This window comes from Emticicia sp. BO119, assembly GCF_013912375.1.
GTDB lineage: Bacteria > Bacteroidota > Bacteroidia > Cytophagales > Spirosomataceae > Emticicia.
Genome location: NZ_JACETV010000005.1, coordinates 391095 through 408605 on the forward strand (window position 1 = coordinate 391095; position 17511 = coordinate 408605).

Consider the following 17511-nt stretch of genomic DNA (forward strand, 5'->3'; position numbering starts at 1 on the left):
TATACAGGGCGTTGATTTATTTTTGTCAAAAAACAGCAACTTATGCACCCAATCAGATTAGTTGTTTTCGATATGGCCGGAACTACCGTTCAGGATAAAAAGGAAGTCGAGACCTGTTTTGCCAAAGCTTGCGAGTATGTAGGTCTAAATGTTTCTGAAGAACGCATTCTGGCCTTACAGGGATACTCAAAAGTAGAGGTTTTCAAAATGCTTTGGGAAGAAAAAACAGGTAAAGATCACCCTGAATATCATGAAAACGTGATTTATTCTTATGACTATTTCCGTTTGATTCTGGAAGACCATTACCGTAAAAACGAGGTTCTGCCTACCGAAGGCTGTTTAGAGATTTTTGATTTTCTGCGTAAGAATAATATTAAGATAGCCTTAACAACAGGTTTCTACAGGATTGTTACCAATATTATATTAGAAAAATTAGGCTGGCTTGATGGCCTGGAATACAACTATGTGAATACTTCGGGCAGGTCAGTCATTGATGTTTCTATTGCCAGTGATGAAGTACCTAAAGGCCGACCAGAACCATATATGATTCAGAAAGCTATGAAACTGATGGGTATTTCTGACCCTTATGAGGTTATTAACATAGGCGACACCCCATCTGATTTAAAATCGGGTGTAAGGGCAGGGTGCCGGCTCTCTTTAGGTGTTATCAACGGTACACATACCCGCCAGCAATTAACTATTCTACGCAATGATGGATTATTAGATTCCTTAAGAGATTTAAAAGACATTATTATTAACTTAGGTGTTCTTAGTGAAGCATAAATGAAAAACTTTGATATTATTATAATTGGCAGCGGAATTATGGGGGCTTTTCATGCCTATCACGCTGCTAAAAAAGGTAAGAAAGTATTAATTATTGAGAAAGATAATTTCCCGGTCAGTTCTACCGTCCGTAATTTCGGACAGGCGGTTCCTTCAGGTTCAGCCGGAAAATGGTTTGATTTTGGTCACAGAAGCCTTGAAATCTACAAAGGAATCCAGCAGCAATTTGATATATCGGTCAGAAAAAATGGAACAATTTACTTTGCCTCTGACGAAACCGAATGGCAATTGGCTAATGAATTGTACGATATACATCAAGGTTTTGGCTATGATTGTATGCTACTCTCAAAGAGGCAATGTATGGATTTATATCCAGAGCTAAAAGAAGATTACGTGCGTGGGGCTATTTACTATCCAAACGAGGTAAGTGTAGAGCCAAACTTACTGATCTACAAAATACTCCAGTTTTTACAGGAACAATTGCAAGTTACTTATCTGACCAATACCAGCGTCATTGATTGTACCGAGGCATCAGGTTTTGTTACACTTACTACAAGCGGTAAAGAACAGTACACTGCCGATAAAGCCATTATTTGTAGTGGATATGTATTTAACCTGCTTTTTCCGGAAGTATATGCACAAAGCGGCATGATTGTAAGCAAATTGCAGATGCTTCAGACTGTACCAATGACGAATGTCTCAATCAAAGGAAATATCCTTACCGGACTTTCTATCCGTCGGTATGAGTCTTTTGAGCAATGCCCATCTTTTAAAAGTATCTCTACCCCCGATCATTACTCTGAGCTAAAAAAATGGGGTATCCATATCCTGTTCAAACAAGCTATTGATGGTTCTATTATCATAGGTGATTCACACGAGTATGCCCCTGTTGGCCATACTGACGAATTGGGCTTCGATACCAAAAATTATATCAACGACTTAATGCTGAAAGAAGCCGAACGCATTATGCGTTTTCCTTTAAGGAAGATTGCCCGGTCATGGGCAGGTTTTTATGCTCAACACCCAGACGAGATATTCGAGCATGACATCAGTCAGAATATACACATCCGTACTGGCATTGGCGGTAAAGGTATGACCACCAGTGCCGGGTATGCCGAGCATGTGATTAATGGATTGTTATAAATCTTAAAACTTATACCTTGTCCCAACTGTGGGATAAGCCTGAATGATATTTCTATCGGTCAACAGATGATAATATAAACTCACTCTTGAGCCAACTGCAAAACCTTTTTTAATATTAAACCAGATTTGCGGGTCGCCAAAAAGGGCAAATTTCTTTCCTGTTTGTCCTTTGGTATAGTCAATGCCCTGATTGCGGTTTTCTGTCCATGCAACGATGCTACCTTCTGCAAAGATTTTATAGTTCAGCCAACCTCTGCCAAAATAAAAAGTAAATTGAGGGTCATGGCTGCCTTTTGGAAAGGCATTGTAGCGATAAAGTACAGCAGTACTTATCCATGCTCCTTTCCATTGAAAGGGGTAAGCGACTCCCATACCAAAAGAATTTCTTATATAATACCCAAATGATGGATCTGCGATACCCAGGCCGCCACTATAATTAAGAGATAGATATACTTTAGGTTTCCAGAACCGTAAAGATTGAGAGATTTGCAGAAATGCCTGATTGGTATTGTTTTTCTCTCCATCCAGAAAGGTTTGTACTTTAAATAAAAACGAGCCTGTACCAACAGTATCTATCTCTTTAAAGTACTGAAAGCTAATCATAGGAAAATTCCTTTGATTCAGCTTTGGGTCAACCGTGTGCCTGAAATCATAATGAACTTGCAGGTCTTGTGATCTCAATAATAATGGTATTAGAAAAATGCTAAGAAAAATCAGGCTTGTTTTCATGCGTGAGTTCATTTGAATCTTTAATTTTGTTTTTTAATGAGTCAAATCTCACCCGAAAAAAAAAATTGCTTCGTAATTCAAGCATAAACCTTCCGTAAACGTTAATTACGCATACCATCAATCCTACGTATGAGCACAATGGACGAAAAAGCTTTTTTCAGATTATTCTATGAAGCCCACGAAAAATGCTTCTGGAAAGATTTAACGACTCCTCTTTCGGAGACGGAAAGCAAGCATTTTTCGAACGAGATTTTAGAACGTACAGGCCTGATAGTAGGTTGGAAGAGTATAAAAAATTATTCAATTCATTTACTCAATCCTAATATCAAGAAACAAGAGAATCCAAGTATTGCAACTTTAGATACACTTGCCCGATATATAAGCAATGCCTCTAAAACTGATGAAGCTACCCGTAAAAAGAATGAGGCGCATTTCAGGTACTGGTATAATTACCGCGATACTTTTGCTAAAGCCCACAGCACCAGGAGAAAAAGAAATAAACCCGCATTTGTATTTAAATTTAAGCTCTGGGATATAATTGCCATCATAGTTTTATTGACAACAATAACAGTTTATATCTACAGGAATACCATTCAATCAACTGACTTTGTTGATAATTTCACCTCGGTGAGTCTGGACTCATTGACACAAAGAGGCTGGATGCTAAAAAATGAAGATCCAATCTATTGGGAGAAGCGCGATGAGAAAGCAGGACATCTGACACTCTATACATTAGATGGTGATAATTATATAGACACCGCTGGCAGAATAGGTATCAAAAATCTCTTATTGAAAGAAATAAAGTCTTCCTGCTTTTCATCAGAAATACACCTTACTAATTTTATACCTAAGGAAAACTGGCAGCAAGTCGGTATCTTATTAATGGAGGATACCACTTTTAGCAGCAAGAGTGTCCGGCTTTCGCTTTCATTCAATAATTTTTTCGGAGGGTTAATCAAACCGGGTGAAATTCTGTTGCAAGCCATCAGTGCTACTGATGGCAATCATAGTAAACCCGAAGAAATAGCGCATTCTGTTATTTTTAATATGGATTCTTCACAATCGGTTATTGTTACCCAAAACCTGAAGAAGTCTGCCTTACGCATTGAAAAACAAAATCACACCTATCGGTTCTTATATGCTTCAGGAGAGAATGACCTATTTGCTTTTAAAGAAATCATAAGCAGAGATATCCTGATCGAGCCTAAATATATTGGTATATTTGCTTTGAAGGGTTTTAGGCCAGATACCCCTGCCATTCCGGCGTATATTGATTTCGTCAGCCTGAAGGCACAGTCTTGCAAGGATTAAACCAGATTTTAATTTAATTGCTTCGTATATACCTTTAGTTTAAATTAGCCTCTGTATTTTTGCGGTATGAGTATGTTTAAAATTATGATTCGACCTGCAAAGGCATCTTTTTTGGTTAGAAAAACAAATTTTAAATATACTCTAATAATTGTTTTCCATTCATTAATAATCCATTTACACTATGTCAGCTTGGTATCAAGGAAAAATTCGCTATCAGAAAGTAGACGAGAAAGACAAAACCATTAAAATCACAGAAGTTTATTTAGTAGATGCTGTATCTTATACCGACGCAGAGGCCAGAATTTACTCAACTGTTGCTTCTAATACCCCCGACTTCCATTTATTCGGGCTTTCACGCATGAAACTACAGGAAGTATATTTTGTAGAAGATGGCGCCGAAACCTGGTTTAAAGTAAAAGTAAACTTTATGAGTTTTGACGAGAAGTCACAGAAAGAGAAGCGTACCCCTTTTAATATGCTTATCAATGCCGAAAACCCATTAGAAGCTTATCAGCTTATTTCTGAAAGATTAGGCACAGTAGAAGACTATCAGATTACAGACATTAATATTACGAATATCCTGGAGGTAATCCCTTATGAAGAAGTAGATGAGAAACTGAAACACGGCAATTTCAGGCCATTGGCAGAGGTGGGGGTGAATTAAGAATTATCTGAACTTTGATTTAACTTATTGAATGATTAATATGATATTCTTATAGCCCTGTAAGGTACGCATTCAATCTGAGAATACTGCCTGTGGTTTCAGTGAGATCATAACCAAAAGTTAAATCAAAGTTCATATAATTAATCGCTCAATACTGACTTCGGAGACAATTTCCACCATATCCTTCCTTTTAAATGCTTATTCGTAAAATAAATCAGTTGTATGATCAATAATATAAGGCAAACGCCTGAAATAATATAGCCAAAGTTTATCAGTACATTCAGAAAAGAAATCTGCTTCAGAAAAAACTCACGGTATATCAGAAGCGATACACTACCTAAATACCCGATCGAGTCACAGATATAAACCAGAAAACCCACATTACCTTTTACTCGGAAAAGAGCTATCAAACGCTCAAATACAACTGTTTGTATTAATAAATAAGGCAGAAATAACCCAATTCCTAAACTTAACATCCACAGTTTTGCCGGGATTATCTGTTGCTGAAAAGCCCAGGTACTACCTCCGCAAGCCGCTACAGCCATGAGCATCATCGCCGTGAAAGTAAGATAGGAATAAAAATTATTACGTATAAAAGCTATCAGGGCGATGAGGCTTACTACTATTAAACCAATAGTTGTTTCTATCTCCGAAAAAATAATTTTACTAAAATCAGGATCAATTTCGCGCCATACTTCCACAGCAAAATTATCTCTGAAATCGCGCACGGTAGCCATTAAAAGATACATACCTACAAAGCAGAACAACCCAAGCCCAAATTCTTTAATAATCTTTCTTTTATCGTCTTTAGTCATGGCTGTTCTTTGGTTTCTTAAAAGAGTATCTTCGTGATTAGGCGGTGGTATCTGTGCCAGCATCCATACAAAAAACAGGAAAAAAGGCAAAAAAATCAGCCCGATAACATACGGCAAATGAAATTCGTTTATCTGATACGTTTCTTGTAGATAAAGATAAATAGTCTTTAATACACCCGATGTCATTACCAGATTCAGGCTTAATCCTAAAGATAAAAACTCAGTTAGTTTACGTCCTTCCAGAAAACTGAAAATAACTCCCCACACCATACCCAAAGGCAGGCCATTCAGAAACAGTAAACCAAAATTATATGGAAAAGGTACAAAGCCAAAGGCTAAAAGAGCAACTTCTGCAAAAGTAATCAAACCTATTATCAACAATATCCGGCTTTTAGGTTTTAATTCGGCTATTACTTTTATACCAATAATTTTGGAGAGCATATAGCCAAATACCTGAGAGATAATCAAAATGCTCTTGTATCCCATACCCCACAACTCATAATTCTCGTATAACCCTGTTGTAAAAGGCTTGCGGAAAGCATACATACAGAAATACGTACCAAAAGCCGCAATAATACACCAGACTATTAACAATACTTCAGACTTCGCAAGGATTCTCTTCACAGGTTGCCTTTATTAATTGAACTTGTAAGTTCGGCACCCCATATAAACTCAGTGTTAAGCCAGTATTAAATAACAAATCCGAAGCTGTGGAATTAATTCTACAATCTATATACGTATCCTTCCACAGAAAAACTCCCTTTCTACGTATAAGCATATAAAACCTACTGGCTAAGGTTTTTAGAAAGATACATTAAGTACTAATAAATGCAAATACCTATTAATACATAAAATTATGAATCCTACATCTTCTAAATTACCTGTATATCTCCAGTTTTCGCAGATTACAATGGGTCTGCTGGCATTTTTCTATATATTATATATCGGGCAAGGCATTATCATTCCATTCCTGTTGGCAACTATTGTAGCTATTCTGCTGAACCCGATAGTTAATTTTCTGATGAGTAAAAATGTCAATAAAATATTAGCTATTGTTCTGGCTATTCTGACGGCAGCTATTATAATTGGTGGAGTGATGTTTTTTATTGGCTCGCAACTGGTTATGTTCAGTGATTCTGCCCCTCAGTTTAAACAAAAGTTTGACGAATTTGCTCAAAATGCAATCAACTGGATTTCACAGACCTTCAATCAAAGTAAACCGAAAATTCAGCAAGCCATAGAAAATATCAAATCTCAAGGCATGAAAAACGGCACAGCTGTAATTACTACCACCTTGGGTGCCATGAGCAATATATTTACCTTATTTGTTCTGATGCCTGTGTATATTTTCCTGATTCTTTTTTATAAACCATTGCTACTGGAGTTCGTTGCTTTGCTTTTTCATGGCGACAAGAAAAAAATAGCAGAAGAAGTATTGTTTGAAACCAAAACTCTGATCCAGAGTTATCTAATAGGTCTACTTATCGAAGCTGTCATTGTTGCAACTCTTATTTCAGCGGGCTTGTTAATTATGGGTATTCAATACGCAATCCTGATGGGGATTATCGCTGCTCTATTGAATCTGATTCCTTATATTGGCAATATGATAGCAATGGTTTTTCCTATTACTATGGCATTAACAACCAAAGAACCAAGCTATGTGATTTGGGTAATTGCCTTGTTTTCAGTGGTGCAGTTTGTAGATAATAATTTGATTGTACCGAATATTGTAGCAAGCAAAGTAAAGGTAAATGCCCTTGTTTCAATAATAGTTGTACTTATCGGAGGGGCATTATGGGGCATAGCCGGGATGTTCCTCTCTATACCATTAACTGCTATTCTGAAAGTGATTTTTGATAGAATAGACGATCTGAAACCATTAGGCTTCCTGATAGGTGATAACCAACCCAGAGTAGGCAAAGTGGCATTTAATTTCAAGGGGTTAGAGAAACGGGCGAAGAAGAAGGAAGGAAAGTGATTAAATTTAAACATCTGCTTACTACTGAATAATTAGGCAAAAAGAAAAAGTCAGAAGCAAGGCTTCTGACTTTTCTGATTTAACACCAATATGAATCTGCTGATTCAATTCTCAACCAAAGGGCTGATAGTCTTTTAGTGGTTAAACTAATATCTTTTATTGTATGGATTCATGTGTAGGTGCTACCCATTCGTTCAGTTTTTTATCATAAATCAGGTTGGCATCAGGCCACTCTACATAATGTTTCATAGGTAGATACTTATCTAAGTTTCCGTTTCTGATAAACTCAGTAAACAAAAATCTGCCTCGTTCTTTCACTAATTTCTCTTCTAAATGCGGTGTATTCACTATTTCTTCAAAATCTGTCGGCCTCAGGTTTTTGCCTAATTTATATCGCCCAACCACTCCTCTTCTATATGGCAAATTGCCTACGGGACGAATCACAAAAAAATAATGCGTACTATCGGGTGCGATGTAATAATTCTGAATACTGAATTTTGGTAGAACAGCAAGGTAAAACTTCCGGAACTGTGGTTGAAATTTTGTTTCGTTGCTTGATTGCGGAGCTTTACGATAAATATAAGTTATAATATTTGTCAGTAAAGTATCTTGTTGTGTTTTATCAAAATAGGTATTCACATTATACTTGTCTTTCGTACACGATAGAGCAATCAGACAAATACTTATACTTGCTAAAAAAAACTTCTTCATATTGGTGTTGAGAAAAAACAAAACTATCATAAAACTCCACTTCTTAAATTCTTCTCCCCCAGTTGGAGGAGAAGAATTTCGACTCAAATCCTGCTATCGGGAAGAGTCAAGGAAGAGGTTTATGAGAAAAATTATTTAATATACACTACTGAACTCGGGTTGAATTCTGTCCAGGTTGCAGTCCAGTCTGTGTCTTTAAATGCCCCTACATAATCGGTAGCGGTAAAGAAGGCTGGCAAAGTAACAGCCGAAGTACCTTTCGTTAAAGCATCTGCAGCAGTACCAGTGATTGTAAACGTTGGGCGGCCAGTACCAAATACTGAGGTATTGATACCAGAGGTTGTCCATGAAGCCAGAGTTTTATTACCGGCAAGACCTGCAAACCAGGCTGATGGTTTTTGTGTACCAATCATCAAATCAGCCGGAGGAGTTGCCGTATTAACATCACGTACGGGGAATCCTTGTGGCTGAGTAGCAGCACCTTGTCCCCAACCGTTGTTACCCCAACCAGTTACACCAGCCAAAATCACGTTGTTCAATACCAATTGACCTGCAACAGCATTTGCCGCTGTAGTACTGCCATCAATATAAATACCATTCGGATAACCCGTTACAAATGTATTATATACCTTGATTTTGTTGTTACGACGTAAGTGCATACCATTCTGGAACAAAGTACTGATGAATGTTTCCTGGCTTTGTTTAGCGCCAATCAATGAAACGTTGGCAAGAGTCGGTGAAGTGAAAGGTTCAGCAGAAGTTCCCTGGCCATCGTTATCAACTTCAAAACCGTTTGAACCTGACTGATCGGCATTTGTAGCCCCACGAAGACCAACTGCAAACTGAATGAAACCTCTATAACCATTATCCATATCAAAGTCATCATCAAGACCTCTGTACGCAACCAGGTATTTAGCATTTACAGTACCACCAAACCACTCATAAGAATCATCGCCACCATAAGATGCCTGTAAGTTTTCTAATACTGTACCGCTACCTACTGAACCAAAAGTGAAAGAGTTAATTTCCTGATTAGGATTGATAGGTACACCAGCATATTCAACACGTACATATTTCAAGCTACCAGAATTATCAGCGTCTTCAGTACCACCATGCCAGCCTTTGTAGCTACCCTCCAGTTGGGCAGAACCACCAGGCAGGTTATTTTGGGCTTTACCACAAATTACAAGACCGCCCCAGTCACCTGCTTCACGCTCGCCTACACCACGTTCTGATGTAAACACGATTGGTTCAGCGGCTGTACCGTTAGCGATAATTTTACTACCGCGCTGAATAATCAAAGTTCCCTTAGTAGCACGCTCACCAATGATAACCGTACCAGGCTCAATGGTTAAAGTACCTGTAGCCACACCGGCAGCCGTTGTAGCAGTGGTATCGCCACCTACACGTACAAAACCTGAAATTTTATAGATTTTGTTTTTAGTCCAGGTAATATTTCCTGTTAACAAGCCCTTAACTGTTACTATTTCCTTAGGAGGAACGGCTGTTGTTTTAACAACAAAAGTAGCAGGTGTTGATTGCTGACCTTTGCTATCAGTTGCAATGATAGTAAAGTTAACTGAAGTACCAGCAGCCAGATTTTCAATAGTATATTCTTTTGTATAGTTATCTGATGTTTCAGTACCAGCATAGGTTTTTGTATCAAACGCAGCTCCGTTTTTCAAAACTGTCAAGGTTTTTAACCCAGCCGGAGCACTAATAGAAGCCGTAACATTAACTTTAGCACCCGGCACACCTGACGCTTCTGTACCTGCCGATACACTTGGTGCTGGGAACACTTCTTCATCTTCTTTACAGGCATTTAGTACAAACACAGCCGAAACTGCCATTGTACAAGCTGCAAATAATCGAGAGAATTTAGAAAATTGCATAATTTTTGGGGTTTATAATGTAAACTCAGTGAATGTTTAATTGCTTAATTAATAATATTGTTGATTAGTCTAATCCGAATTATTTGCCACTTAAAGTGTAGCTCACACCTATCGAGAATAATCTGCCCGGTTTGTACTGTTGTATAATCTCATCTTTCTTACGGTCAAATTTGCCATCCTGGTTACCATCTTGTAAAATCAGAGCCGCCTGATTGAAAATATCATTCACTCCACCCTTAATTACAAATCTACTACCTACACCTTTTGAGAAAGTAAGATCCAGTACATTTCTTGGCATTTCATATAAGTCAGGATAACCTACAAAACCTACTGCAAAGATTCTTTTACCAATTACATTGTAAAGAACATTCACCTGAAAGTCGCTATCCTGATCGTTGTAGTTGATACCTGTATTCACAATGTATGGTGATTGCCCCTGTAACGGACGATTGTCTGATTGGCCTACCGAGCCATCTCTTAGCTTCACTTTACTTACCAATATGGTAGTATTAAACAATACGCTTACTCTTTCCAGGAATTTTGATGAAGAAATACTTGCCAGACCTTTCTTGATTTCTAATTCTATACCTGTACTTCTGGCACTTTTTGCATTGTTGTAGATAAAAGTTTTGGCTCCTAATGAACCGCTTCCTGCCTCAACTTCAATTTCAATGGGATTTCTGAAATCTTTATGAAAAGCTGCAAAACTGATAACCTCAGATGGTGTCGGATAAAACTCCCAACGGGCATCAAAATTATTTACAGTTGAGATTTTCAGACCAGTATATCCTTCATATACTACGTTGAAATCGAAATCATAAAAAGAGAAAGGTGCTAATTCTCTGAACTCCGGGCGGTTGATTGTTTGTCCGTAGGCGGCTCTTACCAACATTTTTTCAGAGAAATTATAAGAAAGATTAGCTGATGGAAGCACACTCATCACCGGATTTTTCACAGATACTTTTGCGCCACCGATAAAGGCACTTTGCAAGCTTTGTGTATTATCTTCGACACGAACTCCACCAATGATATTCAGTTTCTTTGTAAGAGGAATATTAGCGTTGGCGTAATAAGCTAATAGTTTATTACCTGCTGTATAAGAATCATTAGGGTTAGTCTGTTCGTCAATTCTGATCCCGTTGGTATTATTAATATTATTGAAGATAACATTGATTGGCGCAGTGAAAAGCTCCCCATTGAAGTTTGACCCGCGTACATATCCTAAGTTTCTGCCATCAAATGTACGGTCTTTTTTCTCATAGAATACCCCGGCTTTCAGTTCCATATCTCTATCTTTCTCTTTAGAAAGCGTAATTTTCTGAGTCAGGTTAACTGCTCCTGTGTATCCATTCTCTTTCATTTTTGAGAACCATCTTCCTAAAAAGAAAGCCTGCGCAGTACCTACCGGAATATATACTGATTCTGTACCACTGGTTTGATCAACATCAGAACGATAACGTCTGTAATCTGGTTGGTCACGATATGAATTATTATAGCCAATCACCCAGTCGATGGTGGTTTTACCTTTGGCTACCGTATGCTTACCAGTTAGTTGTCCGGTATAAATACCACGATATACCTGATTAAATGAGTGGTTGTCAGGATTATAGTTGGCTTCAATAGCCCGGCCAGTACGACGGGTATAATTTGAATTGCTTAACTGGTTGAATAAGTTTTTAAATTCAATTGAGTTATTTTCGTTCAAACGAAATGCCCAGTTATGCATCACTCCAACGCGGATATTACGGCTGTATTGCTGGTCGTTGAAATTATAAATCGGCGACTGTGTATTATTGATATTTGCGTTGAAATCATTACGATTAATCACAAAATTGGTACGGGTGTCAGAGTAGTTTACAGCTGTTACATTACCAATTTTTACATTGCCGGCATTAAATCTGTAATTACCTGTTATCCCAATTCTCTGGTCAGGAGTCGCTGTTGAATTATTAGCTATCCATTCGTTTTTTAATGATTTACCGGCAGTTTCTAATGCAGCAGGGTTATTTGAAATCTGACTGATATTTACCGGAAAATACTTAGGTAAATCGTAGTATCCGTTATTAAAGCCCGTCCAGTAGTTTTTGCCTTGATTTGGCTGATAGAAATCTCCGAAAGTAGTATTACTACGGTAAGAAGTACTGTAATCAATTACCAAAGAGTTTCTATCCGGGATATTCTTCGTGAAGATTTTTACCAACCCTCCTGCAAATTCACCTGGTAATTCAGCCGATGGGCTTTTATAAATTAACATTCTGTCAATTTGTGAGCTTGGAATAATATCAAATGAAAACGATTTTACGTCAGTTTCCATACTGGGTGTAAAAGCATTATGCAACATTACATTGTTATAGCGTTGGTTCAAACCTCTGATATTGATAAACCTGTCACCTACTATCGTAATTCCTGGTACACGTTTTACTACCTGTGCGGCATCGCGGTCAAGCGTTTTGGCAATCTGTTGTGCCGAAATACCATTTACCACCATTTGTGCTGCTTTTATTTCTGAAATCACCGATACTTCAGTATTTGTTAATCGGCTGGCGGTAACTTTTACTTCTTGTAAAACTGCTCCTTCTTCTTCAAGGGCCGTATTAATTTCTGTTACATTATCAGCTATAACTGAAACATCAGCAATTACTTTATCTTTATAAGAAACATAAGTAATCATTACTTTTACTTTACCTGCCGGAACTTTGCCGATAGAAAAGAAACCGTTAATATCGGTTACTGTACCTAAAGCACTCCCCTCAATTTTAACAGTAGCACCAATTAAATCTTCATTGGTTTTGGCATCTTTGATTGTTCCGCGAATGGTACCCGTCTGGGCAAAAGTGATAATTGAAGCAAATAGCAAAAAGAGCGTTGTAGAAATTTTTATCTTGTTCATATTGGTTTTCCGTGTATAATTTTCACGGTGCAAAACTACTGCGCCAATATTAAGTGAATGTTAAGTCAATATTATGCGTTAATTATGTTTGGTTTTAGCTGAACGGAACAAACTCCCACCTAAAAAACGTTTACTTAAAAGCTTTAATCTTTATTGCTAATGGCTATGTAACAATAATCACATACAGATTAAAACAGATAGTCTATATTTGCATTTCTAATACTACAACAAACAATGAGAAAATACATTTTTAACAGCCTGATAGCCCTTGTTTTATCTGCAACAGCCTGCTCGCAAGGGCAAAGCCAGTCAACCACTCTTGCAGCTAATGCATTTTCAGAGAAAATAAAAGCTCTTTCGAATGAAACCGTTCTGGATGTACGAACCCCTGAGGAATATAGTAAAGGACACCTGGCAAATGCTAAAAATATTAATTGGAAAGACAACGACTTCACGAATAGTGTAGAGCAATTAGACAAATCTAAACCTGTATTTGTTTATTGCCTGAGTGGTATGCGTAGTGCTGCCGCAGCTAAAAAAATGCGTGACATGGGTTTTAAGGAAGTATATGAATTAGACGGAGGAATGATGAAATGGCGAGCAGCTAACCTGCCTGAAACTACTGATAGTACAGCCAAAACGGCTGGTATGACCCAGGAGCAGTACAGCCAACTAATTAATTCTGATAAGCTGGTATTAATAGATTTCTATGCCGATTGGTGCGAGCCTTGCAAAAGAATGGAGCCATATCTGAAAGAAATAGCAGCAGATATGAAAGACAAAGTAAAGGTAGTACGCATAAATGCAGACGATAACGCTGACTTATGCAAAGCATTAGGAGTAGATGCGCTGCCTGTGTTGCATCTCTACAAAAACAAAGCCCTTGCGTGGTCAAATGTAGGGTTTGTTGAGAAGGTGGATGTGGTGAAACAATTACAATAAATACATCATTGAGATCAACGAGGCTTGTTAAGCCTCGTTTTTTAATGTCTTTATGAAATTACTCCTTAATGTTCTGGCTCTTAAATCCTCTCCATCAGGGTTCCATCCCGGGGGCATAAAAATATAAAGCAATTTATTCTTTAAGCCCGAAGCATTTTTAATATCCTGCCATAATTCGCCAAATTCTCCAAAATAGACATCTACTATTTTTCCTGAATCTACCTCTCTTGTAATCCCATATTCTACAGGAACACTCTCTTCTTCTTCTTGATAAGTGCGAAACAATCTGTCCCAGATATTAATCATAGAGCAGAAATTGGTATCCATATATAAAAAATTACGCCCATGATGTACACGATGGTGAGAAGGGGTCAGAATAATCTTTTCTAAAAACCCTAATCTCGCATTTTTCAATGAGTTTTCACTGATATGTGCAAATGCCCCCCAGATGCTATCAATAATCATGATAGCAAACAGCATAACCGGGTTCATTCCCAATAAAGTACAAAAAGTAGCCGTAAATATTTCAGTGTAGATATTTTCTACATAGGAGGTGTTCAGGGTAATTGAGGCATTCAGGCTTTCGGGTGCATGATGCACTGAATGAAAGCACCATAATAATCTAATTTTATGCGATAGATAGTGCCGGATAAATGTGTTTAGTTCATAGACAAGGTAGCCATACACAAACCAGTACCATTTTAGTGAAATATGAAAGAGAGCATACTTGCTAAAAATTCTGATGCAGAGAAGAATAACAGAGACCCCGATTAAGCGTGATAAAACACGATTAATAAGAATAATCATGAACGGAATCCGATAAGTGTCTTTATTAAAACGTCGGGAAATAAGTAACCAAACTATTTCAATAATGATTAATAAAGGAGCAATAGGAGAAAGAAAACTCAAAAAACCTTCTAATGTTAATAATACCTCATAATGCCCCGAATGGATGATACTTAATAGTCCACCAATTCTAAAGAAATCAATGATTTCATTCAGAACCTTACTCAAAATCTCCATAAAATTCAATTATAGCCTTGGTAGTGCCTGATTTATACGCTTTTTAAACCACTATATTTTTAGAGAAATCAATTTTACTAAAAACAGATATATAAAAAAAATACAAAAAACAGGATGCTAAGGTATAGGTATTTTAGGGCTTAACAGTAAGGCCATTAATTAAAAAGTGATTAAAGTTGCCTTTAATCACCTTTATTCAGACCCAAATAAATAATGCAAATACCCTATTTTGTAAGGTCTAATTGTTCTCGTAAAATTTTCCCGGCATAGTACAGTTCTATCCAGTATAACCCTTTAGGCAGCTTATTGGTAGGTAATAATTTAACCTGAGTACCCAAGTTTTCAAAGTAGTGGTCAATGATAGTTACAATTGTATTTTCATTTTTATCCTTTAGTTTCAGTTTTACATAACCTGGCTTGTTAATCCTGAAAACAATCTTTTTCAGTTTGCCGATATCTGTACTATCCGTTTGAAATCCTGTTACTGATTTATCATCAGTTGCATTGGTAACCCTTTCTTTGTTATTATTGGCGTAAGCCTGTTGGATACAATTCCCAATATCTGCTTTGAACACGGCATTCGCATTTACCTCAAACCCCGGAAGCAAAACAATGCTGTTACCTGCGGTAAACGAAATATCTTTGGTAGTGGGAACAAGACTTTGTGCCGATATACCTTTAACGGCCTTGAAATCTCCATTACTCAAAGGAGAACGATCTAATCTGATAGTGTCGCTTGCGCAATTGATATTAATACCTTTACAATTACAACTATTATCAAACTTATCATACTGTGTCAGCGGATCGCCATCATCACAGGCAGTACCTTCCGAATCACATAAAGAAGCATTAAACGTGACTTTGCTAAAGCCGGAGCAAGTAGCATCACCCCAGTTATTAATAGCCGAAATAAGAACATACCGGGCTTTTACCTCATTAAAATTAGGGCCCGTAAAACCAGAATAATCTGCATTTCCTGGTGCCTGAGCCCATGTATAAGTTCCACCTAATTGCTGCCACGTGGTGCCATCAACTGAATAATCGACATAAACGTTTTTAAATCCTTTAGTGGTTTCTCCTGTTACATTATAATTCCATACTCTACTATCTCTGAATTTGTACCTATTAGTAAAATCGTACATAATCCAGTTTTTATTGGCTGCCCGTGACGGATTAGGGTTTGGCTGATTAGCCCCACAAGAAACCCAGGCAACTTCTGATAAAGTAGTTACATTATCAGTCGGACTACAAGAATCATAGACCTTATATCTTGCCGATTCATCATCACAATCTGGTCCTGAGCATGGCGTTCCTACACATGCACAATTGGCATTGATTTTATCATCATTTGTAAACGGATTATCATCATTACAAGGTGTGCCTTGTGCAATACAAGATACCTCACATTTATAATCGAAGAGATAAAAAGCCGGTACCCTTTTCCAGACCCTGCTTTCATAGAATGGTGTTTTCCAGTATAGATTAAAATGATCTCGCCAGGTATTTTCCTTATGCCTGAATTCAAAATAGTAATATTTGCCTTTTTCAAGATATGAAGGCCCTATTGTCTGAAAAACCGAATTGGTATGATCTGTTTCATCTACACCATACATTACAAGTGCCTGACGGGCCTGTTTGTTTTCAAGAGAATCATTACTACTCAGAAAAAAGAAAGTTTGTCCATCACCAGTCAGATTAAATTCGTAATTACCGCTGACTGGAACAGTTAAAAACCCTTGAACCAGAGTCCCGTAATTATCGGTCGCATACAAAGGAGTTGTAGGCAATGGACCATAAGCCCCCTTTAACTTCTCTCTTCGATCTGGCGACAATGGAAATTTCGGAGCATTAATCAAGTCATTTTCTACATAGGTACCCACAATATTATCATAATAATATGCTTCTATCAGTCCTCTGTCGCCTACACAAGCATTGGCAGTCGGGGCAACACCCACACAATTACAAAATCCATCTTGCTGGTCGTTAGTAGTTGTCGCATTTCCATCATTACAAGGAGTTCCTCTTTCAGGACACACTTGTCCGCAGGCATATTGATAAATATAATTAAAATCAACTATCACCCATGGAGCATCAGGGGTAGAAGCTTTTTTCCATGACAAAGTCAAATGATCTCCACCACCCCCTTCAAAATTATATAATTCAAAATAATAATATTGCCCGCCAACTAATTGAATACTCGCAGAAGTTTGTCCGGGTTCTTTATCATGTTGGTCTTCGCCAGTATATGAAGTTACTTCTGCTCTTTTTACTTTGTTGGCAGGAAGATGATTGGTACTCAGATAAAAAAAACCTTTATCATCACTTGTGAGGTTGAAAATGTAATTAGCCGTCTGGGGAACTTTAATAAACCCTCTAATCATGCCTGCATAATAATCAGTATAATTGACAGGGCCTTTCAAAGACCCCAATATTTCAGAACCATCAGGTTTACTCGGAAAATTTTCTAAAACCGATAAATCATTCATATCGGGGTAACTATTAAAATTTGCCCAATAACTCCACTTGACTTGCCCGGCAGGCCCTATACAATTTTGTGCCTTAACAATTACTGAACAGGCTGACGAAATAAATAATAGTATATATAAAGTTCTTTTCATTTCCTGTTTTTT

Annotated in this window: 13 protein-coding genes; 6 read left to right on the forward strand and 7 right to left on the reverse strand. The window is 37.5% G+C overall.

Going from position 1 to position 17511, the window contains the following annotated elements; genetic code table 11:
• Positions 1 to 42 precede the first annotated feature (42 nt).
• Both H1R81_RS18150 and H1R81_RS18155 read left to right on the forward strand, forming a co-directional pair.
• On the forward strand, positions 43 to 783 hold the full coding sequence (locus H1R81_RS18150; RefSeq protein WP_181842170.1) for an HAD family hydrolase: 741 nt from the start codon (positions 43 to 45) through the stop codon (positions 781 to 783).
• A complete protein-coding gene (locus tag H1R81_RS18155) occupies positions 784 to 1926 on the forward strand; it encodes a TIGR03364 family FAD-dependent oxidoreductase (protein ID WP_181842171.1) in 1143 nt (380 codons plus the stop codon).
• Positions 1927 to 1929: 3 nt separating this feature from the next.
• Here H1R81_RS18155 and H1R81_RS18160 read toward each other — a convergent pair whose 3' ends face one another.
• Positions 1930 to 2667, reverse strand: coding sequence for a DUF5020 family protein (locus tag H1R81_RS18160; RefSeq protein ID WP_181842172.1), 738 nt, complete (start codon positions 2665 to 2667; stop codon positions 1930 to 1932).
• A gap of 126 nt (positions 2668 to 2793) precedes the next feature.
• Here H1R81_RS18160 and H1R81_RS18165 point away from each other — a divergent pair, with 126 nt between their 5' ends.
• Together H1R81_RS18165 and H1R81_RS18170 are read left to right on the forward strand one after the other, a co-directional pair.
• A complete protein-coding gene (locus tag H1R81_RS18165) occupies positions 2794 to 3966 on the forward strand; it encodes a hypothetical protein (RefSeq protein WP_220275251.1) in 1173 nt (390 codons plus the stop codon).
• A gap of 181 nt (positions 3967 to 4147) precedes the next feature.
• On the forward strand, positions 4148 to 4630 hold the full coding sequence (locus tag H1R81_RS18170; RefSeq protein WP_181842174.1) for a DUF4494 domain-containing protein: 483 nt from the start codon (positions 4148 to 4150) through the stop codon (positions 4628 to 4630).
• A gap of 140 nt (positions 4631 to 4770) precedes the next feature.
• Here the strand turns inward: H1R81_RS18170 and H1R81_RS18175 are convergent, their stop codons facing one another.
• Positions 4771 to 6069 (reverse strand): DUF5690 family protein, encoded by a 1299-nt coding sequence (locus tag H1R81_RS18175; protein ID WP_181842175.1) that lies wholly within the window; start codon positions 6067 to 6069, stop codon positions 4771 to 4773.
• 232 nt (positions 6070 to 6301) lie between these two features.
• Here H1R81_RS18175 and H1R81_RS18180 point away from each other — a divergent pair, with 232 nt between their 5' ends.
• Positions 6302 to 7423: an AI-2E family transporter gene (locus H1R81_RS18180; protein WP_181842176.1), complete on the forward strand. Its 1122-nt coding sequence runs from the start codon at positions 6302 to 6304 to the stop codon at positions 7421 to 7423.
• A 156-nt stretch (positions 7424 to 7579) separates the two neighbouring features.
• Here the strand turns inward: H1R81_RS18180 and H1R81_RS18185 are convergent, their stop codons facing one another.
• The 3 genes from H1R81_RS18185 to H1R81_RS18195 all read right to left on the reverse strand — a co-directional run bounded on the left by H1R81_RS18185 (position 7580) and on the right by H1R81_RS18195 (position 12916).
• On the reverse strand, positions 7580 to 8134 hold the full coding sequence (locus H1R81_RS18185) for a hypothetical protein (protein ID WP_229251159.1): 555 nt from the start codon (positions 8132 to 8134) through the stop codon (positions 7580 to 7582).
• Between the two features lie 131 nt (positions 8135 to 8265).
• Positions 8266 to 10026 carry an Ig-like domain repeat protein gene (locus tag H1R81_RS18190; RefSeq protein ID WP_229251160.1) on the reverse strand — a complete coding sequence of 587 codons (1761 nt, stop codon included), beginning with the start codon at positions 10024 to 10026 and terminating at the stop codon, positions 8266 to 8268.
• Positions 10027 to 10105: 79 nt separating this feature from the next.
• A complete protein-coding gene (locus H1R81_RS18195; protein WP_181842177.1) occupies positions 10106 to 12916 on the reverse strand; it encodes a TonB-dependent receptor in 2811 nt (936 codons plus the stop codon).
• Positions 12917 to 13150: 234 nt separating this feature from the next.
• Between H1R81_RS18195 and H1R81_RS18200 the strand changes: the two genes are divergently transcribed.
• Positions 13151 to 13858, forward strand: coding sequence for a thioredoxin domain-containing protein (locus H1R81_RS18200; RefSeq protein WP_181842178.1), 708 nt, complete (start codon positions 13151 to 13153; stop codon positions 13856 to 13858).
• Between the two features lie 27 nt (positions 13859 to 13885).
• Here the strand turns inward: H1R81_RS18200 and H1R81_RS18205 are convergent, their stop codons facing one another.
• Both H1R81_RS18205 and H1R81_RS18210 read right to left on the reverse strand, forming a co-directional pair.
• Positions 13886 to 14881 (reverse strand): sterol desaturase family protein, encoded by a 996-nt coding sequence (locus H1R81_RS18205; protein ID WP_181842179.1) that lies wholly within the window; start codon positions 14879 to 14881, stop codon positions 13886 to 13888.
• A gap of 224 nt (positions 14882 to 15105) precedes the next feature.
• Positions 15106 to 17499: a PA14 domain-containing protein gene (locus H1R81_RS18210; protein WP_181842180.1), complete on the reverse strand. Its 2394-nt coding sequence runs from the start codon at positions 17497 to 17499 to the stop codon at positions 15106 to 15108.
• Positions 17500 to 17511 lie beyond the last annotated feature (12 nt).

Excerpts from the sequence above, each read along its gene's own strand:
- H1R81_RS18200 (WP_181842178.1), top strand. The coding sequence starts at position 13,151 with ATGAGAAAATACATTTTTAACAGCCTGATAGCCCTTGTTTTATCTGCA.
- H1R81_RS18165 (WP_220275251.1), top strand. The coding sequence starts at position 2,794 with ATGGACGAAAAAGCTTTTTTCAGATTATTCTATGAAGCCCACGAAAAA.
- H1R81_RS18195 (WP_181842177.1), bottom strand. The coding sequence starts at position 12,916 with ATGAACAAGATAAAAATTTCTACAACGCTCTTTTTGCTATTTGCTTCA.
- H1R81_RS18180 (WP_181842176.1), top strand. The coding sequence starts at position 6,302 with ATGAATCCTACATCTTCTAAATTACCTGTATATCTCCAGTTTTCGCAG.
- H1R81_RS18170 (WP_181842174.1), top strand. The coding sequence starts at position 4,148 with ATGTCAGCTTGGTATCAAGGAAAAATTCGCTATCAGAAAGTAGACGAG.
- H1R81_RS18210 (WP_181842180.1), bottom strand. The coding sequence starts at position 17,499 with ATGAAAAGAACTTTATATATACTATTATTTATTTCGTCAGCCTGTTCA.
- H1R81_RS18160 (WP_181842172.1), bottom strand. The coding sequence starts at position 2,667 with ATGAACTCACGCATGAAAACAAGCCTGATTTTTCTTAGCATTTTTCTA.
- H1R81_RS18185 (WP_229251159.1), bottom strand. The coding sequence starts at position 8,134 with ATGAAGAAGTTTTTTTTAGCAAGTATAAGTATTTGTCTGATTGCTCTA.
- H1R81_RS18205 (WP_181842179.1), bottom strand. The coding sequence starts at position 14,881 with ATGGAGATTTTGAGTAAGGTTCTGAATGAAATCATTGATTTCTTTAGA.
- H1R81_RS18155 (WP_181842171.1), top strand. The coding sequence starts at position 784 with ATGAAAAACTTTGATATTATTATAATTGGCAGCGGAATTATGGGGGCT.
- H1R81_RS18190 (WP_229251160.1), bottom strand. The coding sequence starts at position 10,026 with ATGCAATTTTCTAAATTCTCTCGATTATTTGCAGCTTGTACAATGGCA.
- H1R81_RS18150 (WP_181842170.1), top strand. The coding sequence starts at position 43 with ATGCACCCAATCAGATTAGTTGTTTTCGATATGGCCGGAACTACCGTT.